At 56.6% G+C, this 15,690-nt stretch carries 14 protein-coding genes; all 14 read left to right on the forward strand.

Annotated elements, in window-relative coordinates; all coding sequences use genetic code 11:
* Positions 1-4 precede the first annotated feature (4 nt).
* The 14 genes from gspD to ACOTZB_RS08075 all read left to right on the forward strand — a co-directional run bounded on the left by gspD (position 5) and on the right by ACOTZB_RS08075 (position 15,654).
* A complete protein-coding gene (gspD, locus tag ACOTZB_RS08010) occupies positions 5-1,930 on the forward strand; it encodes a type II secretion system secretin GspD (RefSeq protein ID WP_421626845.1) in 1,926 nt (641 codons plus the stop codon).
* Positions 1,931-1,942: 12 nt separating this feature from the next.
* Entirely contained in the window at positions 1,943-3,421 is a 1,479-nt protein-coding gene (gspE, locus tag ACOTZB_RS08015; protein WP_421626846.1) for a type II secretion system ATPase GspE, read from the forward strand.
* Positions 3,421-4,629, forward strand: a complete 1,209-nt coding sequence (gspF, locus tag ACOTZB_RS08020; RefSeq protein WP_421626847.1) for a type II secretion system inner membrane protein GspF — start codon at positions 3,421-3,423, stop codon at positions 4,627-4,629. Before gspE ends, gspF begins: the two co-directional genes overlap by 1 nt.
* Before the next feature lie 2 nt (positions 4,630-4,631).
* A complete protein-coding gene (gene gspG, locus ACOTZB_RS08025; RefSeq protein ID WP_029739462.1) occupies positions 4,632-5,081 on the forward strand; it encodes a type II secretion system major pseudopilin GspG in 450 nt (149 codons plus the stop codon).
* Positions 5,081-5,566, forward strand: coding sequence for a type II secretion system minor pseudopilin GspH (gene gspH / locus ACOTZB_RS08030; RefSeq protein ID WP_126328121.1), 486 nt, complete (start codon positions 5,081-5,083; stop codon positions 5,564-5,566). Before gspG ends, gspH begins: the two co-directional genes overlap by 1 nt.
* Positions 5,559-5,942, forward strand: a complete 384-nt coding sequence (gene gspI, locus ACOTZB_RS08035) for a type II secretion system minor pseudopilin GspI (protein WP_421626848.1) — start codon at positions 5,559-5,561, stop codon at positions 5,940-5,942. The genes gspH and gspI overlap by 8 nt, the downstream gene beginning before the upstream one ends.
* A complete protein-coding gene (gspJ, locus tag ACOTZB_RS08040) occupies positions 5,935-6,615 on the forward strand; it encodes a type II secretion system minor pseudopilin GspJ (RefSeq protein WP_421626849.1) in 681 nt (226 codons plus the stop codon). The genes gspI and gspJ overlap by 8 nt, the downstream gene beginning before the upstream one ends.
* On the forward strand, positions 6,612-7,631 hold the full coding sequence (gene gspK, locus ACOTZB_RS08045) for a type II secretion system minor pseudopilin GspK (RefSeq protein ID WP_421626850.1): 1,020 nt from the start codon (positions 6,612-6,614) through the stop codon (positions 7,629-7,631). Before gspJ ends, gspK begins: the two co-directional genes overlap by 4 nt.
* 15 nt (positions 7,632-7,646) lie before the next feature.
* Entirely contained in the window at positions 7,647-8,792 is a 1,146-nt protein-coding gene (gene gspL / locus ACOTZB_RS08050; protein ID WP_421626851.1) for a type II secretion system protein GspL, read from the forward strand.
* Positions 8,789-9,274, forward strand: coding sequence for a type II secretion system protein GspM (gene gspM / locus ACOTZB_RS08055; RefSeq protein ID WP_421626852.1), 486 nt, complete (start codon positions 8,789-8,791; stop codon positions 9,272-9,274). The genes gspL and gspM overlap by 4 nt, the downstream gene beginning before the upstream one ends.
* Positions 9,271-10,068, forward strand: a complete 798-nt coding sequence (locus tag ACOTZB_RS08060) for a prepilin peptidase (RefSeq protein ID WP_421626853.1) — start codon at positions 9,271-9,273, stop codon at positions 10,066-10,068. The genes gspM and ACOTZB_RS08060 overlap by 4 nt, the downstream gene beginning before the upstream one ends.
* A gap of 259 nt (positions 10,069-10,327) precedes the next feature.
* Complete coding sequence (locus ACOTZB_RS08065; protein WP_421626854.1) at positions 10,328-13,096, forward strand: glycosyl hydrolase family 18 protein; 2,769 nt, start codon at positions 10,328-10,330, stop codon at positions 13,094-13,096.
* 133 nt (positions 13,097-13,229) lie between these two features.
* On the forward strand, positions 13,230-13,682 hold the full coding sequence (iagB, locus tag ACOTZB_RS08070; protein ID WP_421626855.1) for a type III secretion system invasion protein IagB: 453 nt from the start codon (positions 13,230-13,232) through the stop codon (positions 13,680-13,682).
* Positions 13,683-13,824: 142 nt separating this feature from the next.
* Positions 13,825-15,654: a glycoside hydrolase family 19 protein gene (locus ACOTZB_RS08075; RefSeq protein ID WP_421626856.1), complete on the forward strand. Its 1,830-nt coding sequence runs from the start codon at positions 13,825-13,827 to the stop codon at positions 15,652-15,654.
* The last annotated feature ends 36 nt before the right edge of the window (positions 15,655-15,690 follow it).

Raw genomic sequence — 15,690 nt, forward strand, 5'->3', positions numbered from 1 at the left:
AGACATGAAGAAATTTCCATGGGCGTGCGTAGCGCTGACCGCATTGTCGTTATATTCAGGTTCGCTGTTCGCGGCGAACTTTAGCGCCAGTTTTAAAAATACCGATGTCCGTGAATTTATCGATACCGTCGGGCGTAACCTCAATAAAACCATTCTGGTCGATCCTTCCGTTCAGGGAACGGTGTCGGTCCGCACCTACAACGTACTGACGGAAGATGAATATTACCAGTTCTTCCTGAGCGTGCTGGATCTCTATGGTCTGTCGGTGATCCCGATGGATAACGGGATGGTGAAAGTCGTGCGCTCGTCGGTGGCCCGCATGTCGGGCGCACCGATTGCCGACAGCAAAAACCCTGGCAAAGGTGACGAAATTATCACTCGCGTGGTGCGGATGGAGAACGTCCCGGTACGTGAGCTGGCCCCCCTGTTGCGTCAGCTGAACGACGCCTCCGGCATCGGCAACGTGGTCCATTTTGAGCCGTCAAACGTGCTGCTGTTAACCGGCAAAGCCTCGGTGGTTAACCGCCTGGTGGATCTGGTGCAGCGTGTGGATCAAAGCGGCGTCCAGCGCCGTGAAATCGTGCCACTGCGTTTTGCCTCGGCCAAAGAGCTTTCTGACATGTTGAACAACCTCAACAACGAGGAGCAGAAAGGGCAAAACGCCCCGCAGCTGGCGACCAAAGTGGTCGCCGACGACGAAACCAACAGCCTGGTGATCAGCGGCAGCCCGGACGCGCGTCAGCGCACCCGGATGCTGATCTCCCAGCTCGATCGCGAGCAGAACAACGAGGGCAACACCCGCGTCTTCTACCTGAAATACGCCAACGCCAGCAAAGTGGTGCCGGTGCTGACGGGGATCGGCGAGCAACTGAAAGATAAAGCGGGCGGCGGCAAGAGCAAAGCCGCGCCGATGGCAGGCGATTTGAATATTACCGCCGACGAGTCTACCAATTCGCTGGTGATCACCGCCCAGCCAAACGTCATGAATTCACTGGAAAAAGTGATCGACAAGCTGGATATCCGCCGTCCGCAGGTGCTGGTGGAGGCGATCATCGCCGAAGTTCAGGACGGTAACGGTCTGGATCTGGGCGTGCAGTGGACCGGTAAACACGGTGGGGTTCAGTTTGGCTCGACCGGCCTGCCGATCAGCCAGATCAAGAAGTCAAAAGTCATTGGCAGCTATACGGGCCTGGCGACCGGTTTCTTTAACGGCGATTTTGGCGCGCTGATGACGGCGCTGTCCACTAACGGTAAAAACGACATTCTGTCGACGCCGAGCGTGGTGACGCTGGATAACAAAGAGGCGTCGTTCAACGTCGGTCAGGACGTGCCGGTACTCTCCGGTTCGCAGACCACCAGCGGCGATAACGTGTTTAACTCGGTGGAACGTAAAACCGTTGGTACGAAGCTGAAAATCGTACCGCAGATCAACGATGGCGACATGATCCATCTGAAGATCGAGCAGGAAGTTTCCAGCGTGGATAACACCTCGACGGCCGATGCCAGCCTGGGCCCAACGTTCAACACCCGCACCATCAACAACGAAGTGATGGTCCACAGCGGGCAGACGGTGGTACTGGGCGGCCTGATGGAAAACGTCACCAAACAGTCGGTCTCGAAAGTGCCGCTGCTGGGTGATATTCCGGTAGTGGGTCAGCTGTTCCGCTATACCTCCCAGGACAGCGCCAAACGTAACCTGATGGTGTTTATTCACACCACCGTACTGCGCGACGACGACAACTACGGCGCTGCGTCGAAAGAGAAATACGATCAGATCCAGGCGCGTCAACAGCAGCGTATGGAAGAGCACAAGCTGGGCATCGTAGAGAATGCTGATTCACCGATGCTGCCAGCCTATCCGTCCCAGAGCCGCACCGCGCCGGTGAGCGCCAGTGCGCCGGTGTCGTCCCGCAACCCGTTTAAAGAGTAAGGCGCAAGCGACATGACCGAGATGAGTAATGCGCTCTGTACCAGCACCTGGGCGAAAGAGAACGGGGTCCTGTTCTATAACGACGAGGTTTATATCCGCGACGATGCGCAGGCGTATGCCCTGCTGGAGATGCGCCGCGTGCTGGGGCGCTCCTATGCCCCGACGATCCTGACGGTGGACGCGTTTGACGAACTGCTGACCAACATCTGGCAGCAGAACAGCGGCGTCTCGCAGCAGCTGGTGGACGACATGGACGCCGATATTGACCTGATGGCGTTAACCGAGGAGATCCCGGACAACGAAGATCTGCTCGATAACGACGAGAACTCGCCGGTGATCCGCCTGATCAACGCCATTATGGGCGAAGCGGTGAAGGAGGGGGCCTCCGATATTCATATCGAGACCTTCGAGCGCACCCTGAGCATTCGTTTTCGCGTTGACGGCGTGCTGCGTCCGGTGCTGCAGCCGGCGCGCAAGCTCGCGCCGCTGCTGGTGTCGCGTATCAAAGTGATGTCCAAACTGGACATCGCCGAAAAACGTCTCCCCCAGGACGGCCGTATCTCGCTGCGCATTGGCCGCAAGGCCATCGACGTGCGTGTCTCTACCATTCCTTCCCAGTATGGCGAGCGGGTGGTGATGCGTCTGCTGGATAAAAGCAACCTTAAGCCGGACATCAACAAGCTCGGTCTGATTGACGAAGAGCTGGTGAAGTTAAAGGGACTGATTGAACGTCCGCACGGCATCATCCTGGTGACCGGCCCGACCGGTTCGGGGAAAAGTACCACCCTGTACGCGCTGCTGTCGGCGCTTAACGGTCATGAACGCAACATTCTGACCGTGGAAGATCCGATCGAGTATGAACTGGAAGGGGTAGGGCAGACCCAGGTCAACCCGCGCGTGGACATGACCTTTGCGCGCGGACTGCGCGCCATTCTGCGCCAGGACCCGGACGTGGTGATGATCGGGGAAATTCGTGACGGTGAAACCGCGCAAATCGCAGTACAGGCATCGCTCACCGGTCACCTGGTGATGTCCACGCTGCACACCAACAGTGCGGCGGGCGCCATTACCCGTCTGCGCGATATGGGGCTGGAGTCATTTTTAATTGGCTCGTCGCTGCTTGGCGTCATTGCCCAGCGTCTGGTGCGTCGGCTGTGTCCACACTGCCGCACGACCAGTCCGCTGGATGACAATGAGAAAGCGCTGTTCACCTTTATGGAAACGCCGCCGAAAGCGATTTATCGCGCCGCGGGCTGTGAACAGTGTCGCCAGAGCGGCTACCAGGGACGCGCAGGCATCCACGAATTTCTGGTGGTCGACAGCGCCATGCGCCGTGCGATCCATGAAGACAAAGATGAGATGTCCATCGAAACGCAGCTTTTCAAAGAGGCCTACAGCCTGCGTGAAAACGGTCTGCTGAAGGTGATCTCCGGCGTGACCTCGCTGGAAGAGGTGATGCGTGTCACCGCCGAGCGCGGGGGGGATGCGTAATGGCCTGGTATGCATGGTCCGCGACGGACGCCGCGGGGAAAACCCAGCGCGGCGCTCTGCAGGCCGAAGGGCCAAAGCAGGTGCGCCAGATGCTGCGCGAACAGAAGCTGATGCCGGTGAACATTGCGCCGACCAGCGATCCGGCGGCGGGAAAAAACGCCCGTAAAGGGGCAAAACTGTCGATTCCGGTGCTGTCGATGTTTACCCGACAGCTCGCGACGCTGGTCAATGCCGCGCTGCCGCTGGAGAGTGCGCTGAAGGCGATTGCGAAGCAGACGGAAGATAAAACCCTGGCGGCGATGGTGACCGAGATCCGCGACAAGATTGTGGAAGGCCACACGCTGTTCGACGCCTTCAGCCAGTTTCCGCGCAGCTTCGATAAGCTCTACTGCACCCTGGTGATGGCCGGTGAAAAGACCGGTCATCTCGGTGGCGTGCTGGAAAAGCTCGCCGAGTACAACGAGCAGCGCCAGAAGATGAAAAGCAAGCTCACCCAGGCGATGGTCTACCCCATCACCCTGACGGTGGTGGCGATCGCGGTGATCTCAATTCTGCTGGTCGCCGTGGTGCCGCAGGTCATTGACCAGTTCACCCACATGAAACAAGAGCTGCCGATGACCACCCGCACGCTGATTGCGGTGAGCGACTTTTTACAGGCCTGGGGCATCGTTATCGCCGGCGGTCTGTTCGGGGCGTCGGCGAGCTTTAAATTTTGGATAAAAAAAGAAAAGAACCGATTTGTTTATCATCGGTGGCTGTTGCTAAATTCACCGCTGAAAAAACTAGTCTGCGCCATCAACAGCGCGCGCTACATCCGTACGCTGAGTATTTTGCAGGCCAGCAGCGTTCCTTTGCTGGAGGGGATGTACATCGCGATGGACGGGATTGAAAACCTCTATGCCCGGCAGGTGCTTGAGCAGGCGGCGGACACCGTGCGCCAGGGGGCATCCCTCTACAACGCGCTGGAACAGGCGAGAATTTTCCCACCCACCATGCTCTACATGGTGGCCTCCGGGGAGGAGAGCGGCGAGCTGGGCTCGTTGATGGATCGTGCGGCGGAAAACCAGGAATCTGCATTACAGCATCGAATTACGTTAACGCTGTCGGTATTTGAACCGGCACTGGTAGTAACTATGGCGACCGTTGTCTTATTTATCGTTCTTTCAATATTACAACCGCTTCTTCAACTTAATAATATGGTGGGTTAATCATGTCTTTGAAAAAAAATAGCCTGAAGCGTCAGGCGGGGTTTACGCTGCTCGAATTAATGGTAGTGATCGTTATTCTCGGCGTGCTGGCCAGTATGGTCGTGCCTAATTTAATGGGCAATAAAGAAAAAGCCGATATTCAGAAAGCGACCAGCGATATTGTGGCGCTGGAAGGTTCGCTGGATATGTACAAACTCGACAACCATCGCTATCCGACCACCGAGCAGGGGTTGCAGGCGCTGGTGACCAAACCTGAAATTGCGCCTATTCCAAAAGGCTACCGTGACGATGGCTATATTCGCCGCCTGCCTCAGGACCCGTGGGGCAATGACTATATTCTGGTCAGCCCGGGTGAGCATGGCGCTGTCGATATTTTCTCAGCCGGTCCGGATGCGGAAGCGAATACTGCCGACGATATCAGCAACTGGTCTTTTGATAAAAAAGATAAGTAATGAATAAGCAACGTGGATTTACCCTGCTGGAAATTATTGTGGCGCTGGTGATATTCGCCCTGAGCGCCATGATGGTGGTCACCACCATTCCATCACGCAGCGGCGCAGATACATTTGGTCAGCAGCTAAAATCCCTCGTTGAATATGGTTCTGACCGTGCGGTAATGGACGGAAATATTGTCGGGCTGGTGATGACCTCGTCAGAATTTGAACTGGTTACGCAGGTTGGCAATAGCGGCGAACGCCATTGGGCACCGCTCAAGGCGGGACGAATCGCCACCCGCGGTGAGTTTCCTGAGGAGATGCATGTCTCCCTCTCATCGCGAACGCTGGCAGCCACGCTGGACGATGAACCGCAAATCCTATTTTTGCCGGACGGCGAGCTTAGCCGCTTTACGCTCAGTCTTGAAAGCCTGGATAAAAAGCAGCGCTTTCACGTGACGTCACAGGGCTCTGTTCCCGTGATGGTGGAAAACGATGACTAAACGCAAGACCAAAGAGCAGGGGATGACCCTGCTGGAAGTGATGGTGGCGCTGGTGATTTTCTCCACCGCGGCGCTGGCGCTGATGAACTCCGTCACCCTGAACGTGCGCTTTACCCACAGCCTGTCGGAAACGCTGCAGGCCGGCTGGGTGGCGGAAAACCAGCTGGCGCAAGCGCAGCTGGCGCAGGCCGATTTCCCGGACGCCGAGCAGGTGGGCACCGAAACCATGGGCGGACAAACCTGGACCTGGCATATCCAGCGGGTGAAAACCGCCGAAAATACCTTTGCCGATGAGGTACGGGTTTACAGCGAAGGAAGCGATGTGCAACCGGTGGTGGCGCTTCAGCTCGCCGAACCGGAGGTGGATCGTGAGTAAGGTGCAGCGTCAGCAGGGCTTTACCCTGCTGGAAATTATGATTGCGCTGGCCATTTTCGCGGTGATTAGCATTCTCGCCTGGCAAATTCTCGACGGCGCGATGCGCACCTCGACGGCCAGCGACGAGGCGGCGACGAAGGTGACGGCGCTTCAGCGCACGTACAACCTGCTCTCGCGTGACTTTTATCAGCTGCAGGCGCGCGCGCCGCGCAACAGCGGCGAGGTGTTCGTTCAGCAGCAGAATGGTCTGGAACTGACAACCCTGAACGGCATCAGCGGTCAGGTGCAGCTGGAGCGGGTGCGCTGGACGTTAAAGGACAAGCGCCTGTGGCGCAACGTCTGGGCTGCTATCGACGGACCCGCCAGCGCGCAGCCGGAAGAAGTGCCGATTCTGAACGATGTGAAAGCGATGACATGGCGCTTCTGGCACGACGGATGGCAGGAGAAATGGACCGACATCGCCCATCAGCCGGACGGCGTTGAGCTGAATCTGACCATGGAAAACGGGGAAACCTGGCGCTGGGTTTTTCTCAATCCCGGCGATATGCCTGAGATCCAGACCGCGCCAAAAGAGACGAATGCGGACCCGGCGCAGCCGGCAGCGGAGAATGCGGCCCAGCCCGTAACAACCCCGCAGCCCGATACGGCAGCACAACCAGGAGTGAGTTCATGAGCGGTAAACCTGCGCGGAGAGAGCGTGGCGTGGCGCTACTGGTGGTGCTGATCCTGCTGGTGATGATGTCCGCCCTGGCGGCGAAAATCAGTCAGCAGTTCTGCCGCCACCTGCAAAAAACGCATTATCAGGTCAGCCAGCAGACGCTGCGCTGGGCCATTGCCCGTCAACAGAAGGTACTGGAAAACGTATTGCAGAAAGCGGCCAGTTCAGAAGGGGCGGGGCTGTCGCCGCAAGGTGACTGGGCGCAGCCGCTGGAAACCCATGGGGATAATTACACCGTGGTGAGTCAGGTGGAGGATGCCCGGACCTGCTTTAACGTCAATAGTCTGCTGGCCGGTGACGCGGCGCCAGCGGCCCCGGCCGACCCAACTGCGCTGCCGGAAAAACCGATCAAAGAGCAGATTATCGAACAACTGCTGGCTGAAAGTGGCGTCGGTACGCTGGCGGCAGAAGAGATTTACCAGCAGCTGGTGGATTATCTCGACGCCGACGACGTGACGGCGAAACAGGGCCAGGAGGTCGACGCCTGGGCGAGCGTGACGCCCGCCCGCGGTCCGGCGAATCAAATGATGCGCACCATCAACGAAATCAGACTGCTGCCCGCCTTTCCGCAGGCGGCGTGGCCGAAGGTCAGCAGGCTGCTGTGCGCCTTGCCGGATACGGATGGCACCATAAATGTGAATACCTTAACACGCGAACAGGCGCCGCTGCTGGCGGCGGTTTTTACCGGCGTGTTAAGCACGAACGACGCTGCCCGCCTGATCGATTCACGCCCGGAGGAGGGGTGGGCGTCGCTGGAGGCGTTCAGCAAAGTGCTGGAGAGCAACTATCCGCAGACCAAAGATATCCTGGCGCAGATTCAGGACAGGGTTGCGGTCAACAGTCGCTATTTTCGGGTGGATACCACCGGCAATACCGATGATTTAACGCTGCGCGTCGTCAGCCAGCTTCACGTTGACAGTGAGGCAGGCAAGGTCGTGACCTGGCAACGCCGCTACCGAATGGTTGAATAAGATAAGTAGAAGATAATGAAAAAGGTGCTTTTTATTCGTCCCGACACCCGCGAGGACGGCAAAATTTGGTGTTGTGAATCCGGTAACGATCGGGTGGAGTCTCTGACGGGCTGGAGCGCGCTGAGCGAACTTTCCAGCCACCCGCTTTCTCAGCAGGTGTGCCTGTTGCTGCCGGCGAGCGAGACGATCTTTCGTCATTTTACCCTGCCGAAAAAAGGGCTTTCAGCCCAGACGGCGCCGTTCTCGTGGATGGCGGAAGAGACGCTGCTCGGCGAGGTGGAGACGCTGCACTGGACGGTGCTGCACAAAAAGGGACCGGAGGTGGATGCCGTGGCCATCGACGCTGCACGTCTGCGCCACTGGCTTGCGCTGTTCGCTCAGGCGGGGCTCACGGTGGTCCAGGCGCTGCCGGATGCCTGGCTGCTGCCGGTGAGCGAAGGGGGCACGACGCTGGTGAGCCTGGAGGAGAGCTACTGGCTGCGTTTTTCCCCCGGCAGCGCAGGCGAAGCCGATGCGGTTCTGCTGCCTCTGCTGTTGAGTAAATGCCCGGCGGGTGAAGTGTGCTGCTACGGCGATGCGCCGCAGGAGGTACAGGTGGATGAACGGCTGGCGTGGCAGCATCCGCTGGTGCTGATACAGCCCCAGTGGCAGGGCTGTCGTATCAACATGCTGCACGGTGAGTTTTCCGGGCGCAGCGCCAGCGGCCCGCGTTTTCGCCACGCGAAAAAGGCCCTCGCGGCGGCGGCGCTGCTTTGCGTCGGCCTGCTGATCGGCCCCCGCGTTGGTATGGCGTGGATGCTCGCTCATCAGCAAAACGAGATCCACCGGGAGATGACCACCGTAGCGCAGCACTATTTTCCGACCCTGCGCCAGACCAGCAATCTGAAGTACTACGTCGGGCAGAATATCAGCAAGGCGAAGAAAGGGATCTTCCTACAGCTCGAAGCGCTGAATCAAATCAGGCAGTCATTGCCGTCTCTGGAGATCAATAACGTGGAATATGACGAAACGCAAAATCAGCTGACGCTGAATGTGAAATCTATGGATAAACAGACCCTGCAGGATTTTGTCGCCCGCAGCGCCGAAACTTTTGACTTTGCGATGCAGCCGATCTCCGGCGAGGCGCCTTATACCGCCATTATTACCGGGAGCTATAAATGAAAACGCAAATAGCCCAGTTAAAAAGCCGCTGGCAAAATTATAGTTCACGCGAGCGTCATTTATTTAAACTCTGCGGCGGGGCACTCTGCTGTGCGATGGTGTATTACGGCGCGATGATGCCGCTCGATACGCTGATCAAAAATAACGAGGCCGTGTTATTTAAGCAGAAGCAGACGCTGAACTGGATGCGTCAGGAAATTGATAAAAACCATCTCCAGTCCAGAAGGGTCAATACCCCGAACCCGCGCAGCGTGGTGGAGGAAAGTGCCAAAGTCGTGCACGTCGCGTTGACAGACGTGCGTCAGCAAGAGCAGTCGCTGACCTTTGATGTCGAGCGCGTCAACGTTTCTGCCCTGCAAAACTGGCTGCGTGAGATGAACGTCTCTTCCGGTATCCATCTGGAGAAACTCGCGTTAACGCCGGTGGATCGTCAGAGTGATGTGAAAGCGCACATCACGCTGAGCTGGGCGAAAAGCGCATGAACCCGATAATGCTGTTGCAGCAGGCGAATCTGCCGGGTCTGTGCGTCATGAGCGGAGCGCTGGGCGCGATCCTCGGCAGTTTCCTGGGCGTAGTGGCGGAGCGTATTCCGCCGCTGGTAATGGAAGAAGAGGGGGCAGGCAATCTGCTGTTTCCCGCCTCTCACTGCCCGGATTGCCACCACGCCCTGAGCGCGTGGGAAAACATTCCCATCATTAGCTGGTGTGCGCTGCGCGGCCGCTGCCGCCACTGCCATAGCGCGATTCCGCTGCGGCTGCTGCTGGTGGAAGTCTGTAGCGCTCTCTTCTTTGCCGCCAGCGCCGCGCTGGCACCCTCGTTTTCGGCGCTGATCGCGCTGTGGGTGATGTGGAGCCTGCTCCTGCCGCTGGTGGTGATCGATGCGCGCCATATGCTGCTGCCGGACTGCCTGACCCAGCCGCTGCTGTGGACGGGGCTGATGTTCCATGCCCTGTTCCGTACGCTACCGCTGACCGATGCTATCTATGGCGCGGTGGCGGGCTATCTCTCGCTCTGGCTGGTTTACTGGGCATTCCGCCTGCTGACCGGCCGGGAAGGATTAGGATATGGTGATTTTAAGCTGCTGGCGGCGCTGGGCGCCTGGTGCGGCTGGCAGGCGTTACCCTCTATTGTGCTGATCGCAGCGCTGGGAGGTATTATCATGCATAGCCTGTTAAAGCCCTTTGAGAATAAAAATAACCTTATTTCCTTTGGTCCCTATATTGCGTTTTCCGGGCTGATTGTATTTATCGCGCAAACTTCGCATTTCATCCTTTAAATAATGTAGTCAAGTTTTTTTTGAAATTTTTTCATTGGGGGAATGAAAGGAGAAAATAAATTCCCCACTGTATTCTTCTCTCCGCAATAAAAGATTTGTTGAAGCTTTTATGAGTGGAGGAAGGTACAGCGCAACAATAAACAGGTCTCTCGCGAACCAGAAACGTTCACGATTAATTTATCAGTAAATAACGTTTGTCCATGTTTAATGGAAAAGCATGGGTATTTAATTTCACAAATCGTATTATCAGGATCAAATAATGAAATTTCTGAAGCCTAAATATCTGGCACTCTTCGTTGCAGCGGCTGCAAGCCCGGTATTCGCAGCCGTGCCAGGTAAAGCAACTATCGCCAGTGGTAATGATAAATTTGCCATTGTCGAAGTTGATCAGTCTGCTTCTGCTTACAACAACCTCGTCAAAGTCCATGATGGCGCCGATGTTAAAGTACAGTGGGATGTCTGGAGCGGCGCGGCGCCGACGTCAGCGAAAGTGCTGCTCGACGGCAAAACCGTCTGGACCGGTGCAGGCAGCATGTCCGGTACGGCAACATTTAAAGTGACCAAAGGCGGTCGCTATCAGGAAACGGTTGAACTCTGCAATGCCAGCGGCTGCAGCACCAGCGCCAGCAAACTGATTATCGTCGCGGATACCGACGGTAGCCATCTGCTGCCACTCAACACCACCATGCAGGAAAATAATAAAACCCTCTCTAAGCACACCGATAAAGTGGTCGGTGCCTATTTCCCTGAGTGGGGTGTTTACGACCGTAATTTCCCGGTGGATAAAATCCCGGCAGCTAACCTCAACCACATTCTGTACGGCTTCATTCCGATCTGCGGCGGCGATGGCATCAACGACAGCCTGAAAACCATCGAAGGCGGTAACAGCTTCGAAGCGCTGAAACGCGCCTGTGCGGGGCGTCAGGACTTCCAGGTAGCGATTCACGACCCGTGGGCCGCACTGCAGAAACCTCAGGCTGGCGTCAGCAACTGGGACGACCCCTACAAAGGCAACTTCGGCCAGCTGATGGCGATGAAGAAAGCCAATCCAGGGATGAAGGTGCTGCCGTCTATCGGTGGCTGGACCCTCTCTGATCCGTTCTTCAAAATGCACGACCCGGCGATCCGCGCGCGCTTCGTCGCGTCCGTAAAAGATTTCCTGAAAACCTGGAAATTCTTCGACGGCGTAGACATCGACTGGGAATTCCCGGGCGGTGGTGGCGAAAACGCCGCGCTGGGCAACCCGCAGCAGGATAAAGAGACGTATACCGCGCTGATGCGCGAACTGCGCGCCATGATGAATGAACTGTCAGCCGAAACCGGCCGTACCTTTGAACTGACCTCAGCAATCGGTTCTGGCAGCGACAAAATTGAAGACGTTGATTACACCACTGCCCAGCAGTACATGGACCACATCTTCCTGATGAGCTACGACTTCTACGGCGGCTGGAGTAACACCGAGCTGGGCCATCAGAATGCGCTGCGTGCGCCGGCGAACAAACCGGATACTAACTACACCACTGAAAACGGCGTCAATGCGCTGCTGGCGCAGGGTGTACAGCCCGGCAAAATTGTCGTGGGGACGGCCATGTACGGTCGCGGCTGGACCGGCGTTCACGGTTACAGCAATAACAACCCGTTCACCGGCACGGCAACGGGCATGGTGAAAGGGACCTGGGAGCCGGGCGTGGTTGACTATCGTCAGATCGTTAACGAGTACAAAGGCAAAGCGGGCTGGGAATACAACTATGATGCCACCGCTGAAGCGCCATATCTGTTTAACAAAACCACCGGCGATCTGATCACCTATGAAGACGCGCGTTCCGCAACGGCGAAAGGTCAGTATGTGCTGGCGAAAAACCTGGGCGGTCTGTTTGCCTGGTCCATCGACTCCGATACCGGAGACATTCTGAACGCGATGAATGAAAGCCTGACGGGCGGCGGCGCTGCGCCGGTTGATCCGGTGGTGACCAACCATGCGCCGGTGGCGACTTCCGCTGACCAGACTGTCACCGGTCCGGTAACCGTGACCCTGGATGGATCGGCATCCACCGATCCGGATGGCGATGCCATCACCTACAAGTGGACGCAGATCTCTGGCCCGTCGGTGACCATCACCAACAGCACCAAAGCGAAAGCGACCTTCAACGTTGCCGCTGTCACCAGTAACCAGACTCTGGCGTTCCGCCTGACGGTCACTGACGCGAAAGGGTTGAGCAGCACCGCTGACGTTCAGGTCGTGAACAAAGCGCCGAAAGCAAACCAGGCGCCGGTGGTGAACCAGATGGAAGCCGTGACGCTGGAAGCGGGCCAGAGCTACTCTCTGCACGCGCAGGCGAGCGATCCAGATGGCGACGCGCTGACCTACTCCTGGAGCGTTCCTGCGAATATGCAGGCGACAGGCGCGGATACCGCGAACCTGAACATCACCGCGCCGGACGTGGACACGGAATCCACTTACACGCTGACCGTGGTGGTAAGCGATGGCAAGTCCAGCGTACAGACTAACGTCCAGGTGACGGTAACGCCTAAAGCGGCTGAAACCCCGTCTGACGAAGGTAACACCCCATCCGATGAAGGCAACACGCCGTCTGACGAAGGTAACACCCCATCCGATGAAGGCAACACGCCGTCTGATGAAGGTAACACCCCATCCGATGAAGGCAATACGCCGTCTGACGAAGGTTCTGCCACCAATAGCTGCGATAAGCCTGTTGACGCCAACGCCAGCAAATATGCTGCCTGGAGCGCAAGCAAGGTTTACAACGCGGGCAATACCGTCAGCTTCGACAACCTGGTCTGGAAAGCAAAATACTGGACTCAGGGCAACCAGCCGGGCTTCGGTGTGGATGCATGGGAGCTGGTCAGTCAGGTGAAATTCAACTGGCGCTCCGACGTGGTCTATAACGGCGGCGACACCACGACCTACAACGGTTACACCTACACCGCAAAATGGTGGACGAAGGGTGATAAACCAGGCAACAGCGATGTATGGGTGAAAAAAGGCCCGGCGACTGACTGCCAGTAAGTCACAGCCATAACGATGCGGGTAAGAAACTTGCCCGCCCTCACGGTTCACGTCCTGCGACGGGCGTGGACCGTAAATCAGGAAACAGAGCAATAAGCGCGTAAGGAGACAATGAAAAAGAGCCGGACTGAAAATGAAAACGTTATTTTTATTGTTGCTGATAATAAGCCATAGCGTCTTTGCCAACTGCTGGGATAAAGCCGCCCGTTATTATCATGTGGATCCTTACCTGCTGTATGCCATTGCTAATGTTGAATCGGGAATGAACCCCAATGCGATTGGACAGAATAATGATGGCACGCGTGATGTCGGCCTGATGCAGATTAACAGTTCACATTTTTCCGAGCTGGAGCGAAAAGGCATTAATGAGTACCGGTTAATTACCGAGCCCTGCACCTCGATTATGGTTGGCGCATCGATATTATCCGGAATGATTAAAGTTTATGGCTATAACTGGGAGGCGGTCGGCGCCTATAACGCTGGTCTGAAAAAAGAGAATTACCCGCAGCGCATGGTCTATGCCCGTAAGGTCTGGAATAAATATCATAAGTTAAAACGTAGCACCCGTAACCGTTATTATTATTGATTTTTGTTTTTTGAAGAGTACCGAATAGTGTTCTTCATAAAACGAAAACTGCTCCCGGGTTTATTTATTAAATGATTAATAAATAAACCGCGAAACAAATTAACTTTTATAGACCCTTAATATCATTAAGAGGACCATTGACATGAACAAAAGAACATTACTCAGTGTTCTTATTGCGGGCGCATGTGTTGCACCGTTTATGGCTCAGGCAACCCTGCTGCAGGCCAGCAGCGAACCTTACACGGTTAAGGCCAGCGATCTGCAGAAGAAAGAGCAGGAGTTGACCAACTTCCCGCTGATGGCTTCGGTGAAGTCAACCATCCGCACGCTGGACAACAGCCTGGTGGAACAAATTGAGCCGGGTAAATCGACAAACCCGGAAAACGTCAAGCGCGTGGAAGGGATTATCAAGGCCAGCGACTGGGAGTACCTCTTCCCACTGCGTGCGCCGGAATATACCTACAGCAACTTCCTGAAAGCGGTAGGTAAATTCCCGGCACTGTGCCAGACCTATACCGATGGTCGTAACAGCGATGCCATCTGCCGTAAGTCTCTGGCAACCATGTTCGCGCACTTCGCGCAGGAAACTGGCGGCCACGAGTCCTGGCGTCCGGAAGCCGAGTGGCGTCAGGCGCTGGTCTACGTGCGTGAGATGGGTTGGAGCGAAGGTCAGAAGGGCGGATATAACGGCGAATGTAACCCGGATGTCTGGCAGGGGCAGACCTGGCCGTGCGGTAAAGACAAAGATGGCGATTTCGTTAGCTATTTTGGCCGCGGTGCGAAACAGCTCTCCTATAACTACAACTACGGCCCGTTCTCTGAAGCGATGTACGGCGACGTCCGCGTACTGCTGGACAAACCTGAGCTGGTGGCGGACACCTGGCTAAACCTTGCTTCCGCGATCTTCTTCTTCGCCTACCCGCAGCCGCCAAAACCAAGCATGCTGCAGGTTATCGACGGCACATGGCAGCCGAACGATCACGATAAGGCGAATGGTCTGGTACCGGGCTTCGGCGTGACCACGCAGATCATCAACGGCGGCGTGGAGTGTGGCGGCCCGACTGAGATCGCCCAGTCTCAAAACCGTATCAAATACTACAAAGAGTTCGCCAACTACCTGAAAGTGCCTGTTCCGTCTAACGAAGTGCTGGGCTGCGCCAACATGAAGCAGTTCGACGAAGGCGGTGCTGGCGCGCTGAAGATCTACTGGGAACAGGACTGGGGATGGAGCGCGGATACCCCGTCAGGCCAGACCTACTCTTGCCAGCTGGTGGGTTACCAGACGCCATTCAGCGCCTTTAAAGAGGGTGACTACACCAAATGCGTGAAGCATTTCTTCAATGTGAACGTGGTGGGTGAAGACGGGACTTCCGACGGCGGTAGCGTCACGCCAGCCCCGACGCCGACCCCTGTCGACCCAACGGACGAAGGCAATACCACGCCGGTGCCAGACGATAACACCCCCGCTCCGGACGATAATACGCCAGCGCCGGTAAACCATGCGCCGGTAGCAAAAATCGCCGGTCCGGTGGGTGCGGTTGAAGCGGGTAAATCTGTTTCTCTGAACGCGTCTGGCTCGACCGACGAAGACGGTAACCACCTGACTTATACCTGGACGGCTCCGAACGGCCAGACCGTAAGCGGCGAAGATAAAGCGATTATTACCTTCAATGCGCCGGAAGTGGCAGCGGCGACGCAGTACCCGATCAACCTGACCGTCAGTGACGGCGAGCTGAGCAGCACCACCAGCTATACGCTGAACGTACAGGCTAAGCAGACCAACGGCGGCCAGACCGGGACTTACCCGACCTGGACCTCCAAAACCAAATGGAAAGCAGGCGATATCGTTAATAACCGCGGCCAGCTGTTCCAGTGCAAACCTTATCCGTACAGCGGCTGGTGCAATAACGCGCCATCCTACTACGAGCCAGGTAAAGGGATTGCATGGCAGGACGCGTGGACTGCCCTGTAATCAGCACAATGACAAACGGCAACCTTCGGGTTGCCG

The organism is Enterobacter cloacae complex sp. SHL020 (assembly GCF_049236945.1).
Lineage (GTDB): Bacteria > Pseudomonadota > Gammaproteobacteria > Enterobacterales > Enterobacteriaceae > Enterobacter > Enterobacter dykesii.

Excerpts from the sequence above, each read along its gene's own strand:
- gspE (WP_421626846.1), top strand. The coding sequence starts at position 1,943 with ATGACCGAGATGAGTAATGCGCTCTGTACCAGCACCTGGGCGAAAGAG.
- gspF (WP_421626847.1), top strand. The coding sequence starts at position 3,421 with ATGGCCTGGTATGCATGGTCCGCGACGGACGCCGCGGGGAAAACCCAG.
- gspL (WP_421626851.1), top strand. The coding sequence starts at position 7,647 with ATGAAAAAGGTGCTTTTTATTCGTCCCGACACCCGCGAGGACGGCAAA.
- gspK (WP_421626850.1), top strand. The coding sequence starts at position 6,612 with ATGAGCGGTAAACCTGCGCGGAGAGAGCGTGGCGTGGCGCTACTGGTG.
- gspG (WP_029739462.1), top strand. The coding sequence starts at position 4,632 with ATGTCTTTGAAAAAAAATAGCCTGAAGCGTCAGGCGGGGTTTACGCTG.
- gspM (WP_421626852.1), top strand. The coding sequence starts at position 8,789 with ATGAAAACGCAAATAGCCCAGTTAAAAAGCCGCTGGCAAAATTATAGT.
- iagB (WP_421626855.1), top strand. The coding sequence starts at position 13,230 with ATGAAAACGTTATTTTTATTGTTGCTGATAATAAGCCATAGCGTCTTT.
- gspD (WP_421626845.1), top strand. The coding sequence starts at position 5 with ATGAAGAAATTTCCATGGGCGTGCGTAGCGCTGACCGCATTGTCGTTA.
- ACOTZB_RS08075 (WP_421626856.1), top strand. The coding sequence starts at position 13,825 with ATGAACAAAAGAACATTACTCAGTGTTCTTATTGCGGGCGCATGTGTT.
- ACOTZB_RS08065 (WP_421626854.1), top strand. The coding sequence starts at position 10,328 with ATGAAATTTCTGAAGCCTAAATATCTGGCACTCTTCGTTGCAGCGGCT.
- ACOTZB_RS08060 (WP_421626853.1), top strand. The coding sequence starts at position 9,271 with ATGAACCCGATAATGCTGTTGCAGCAGGCGAATCTGCCGGGTCTGTGC.
- gspI (WP_421626848.1), top strand. The coding sequence starts at position 5,559 with ATGACTAAACGCAAGACCAAAGAGCAGGGGATGACCCTGCTGGAAGTG.
- gspH (WP_126328121.1), top strand. The coding sequence starts at position 5,081 with ATGAATAAGCAACGTGGATTTACCCTGCTGGAAATTATTGTGGCGCTG.